This window comes from Bacillus sp. LR--39, from assembly GCF_053613335.1.
The window spans coordinates 1-642 of the sequence record NZ_JBSIOT010001065.1; the positions used below are offsets into that span (position 1 = coordinate 1).

At 44.1% G+C, this 642-nt stretch carries 2 protein-coding genes; both read right to left on the reverse strand.

Going from position 1 to position 642, the window contains the following annotated elements:
• A partial coding sequence (locus ACWHAR_RS28450) for a tetratricopeptide repeat protein (protein WP_452088618.1) occupies positions 1–407 on the reverse strand: 407 nt, incomplete at its 3' end.
• 125 nt (positions 408–532) lie between these two features.
• Positions 533–642 (reverse strand): hypothetical protein (locus tag ACWHAR_RS28455; protein WP_452088619.1); only part of this gene is annotated, 110 nt, incomplete at its 5' end.

A 642-nucleotide genomic window follows, 5' to 3' on the forward strand; every position in this document is an offset into this window, starting at 1 on the left:
AGCAAATCCAGCAGACTATCGTTTTCTTCGGCGAATTCACCATCCGGGTCCGCATCAGAATAAGCGGCCGCTTCTTTATAAGCTTCCTGGAAGAGCCCCAGATGGGCAAAGTTATTCGCTTTAAAGTAATGGCACTCCGGCATTTCGGCCTCCAGATTTGCCATGATATAGTCAAGAAGATCGTTCGACTCTTGATACTGGCCCATTTCCGAATAAATGACCGCAAGCTGTGAAAGCATCTCTGAATCCTCCGGCTCCAAATGAACCGCGCGCTGAATCAGTTTGCTTGCCCGTTTTAGATTGCGCTCTTTATACGCTTTCAAGCCTTTATGAAAAAAATATTGTCCATCTTGAAGCAGGTGGACAATTTGGGCGTGATTTTTATGTTCAGAAGTGTGTTTTCCCACAACTACCCTCCGTTTTATACAATATTACCGTCAGTAGTATACCATAAATCGTAAGCCCCTCAATAGTTCAAAAGGAAGGATTGGGAAAATCCCTCCTCTTTTTTATTGGCTGATTCGACCAAAATTTACCCGGCTTTGTTTTCTAAGTCTGCATTCATTTTCAGCTGCTGTTCAGCAAAATCCCGATAAAGGCCATGGGAAGCCATTAACTCATGGTGTGTTCCACGACCGGTAA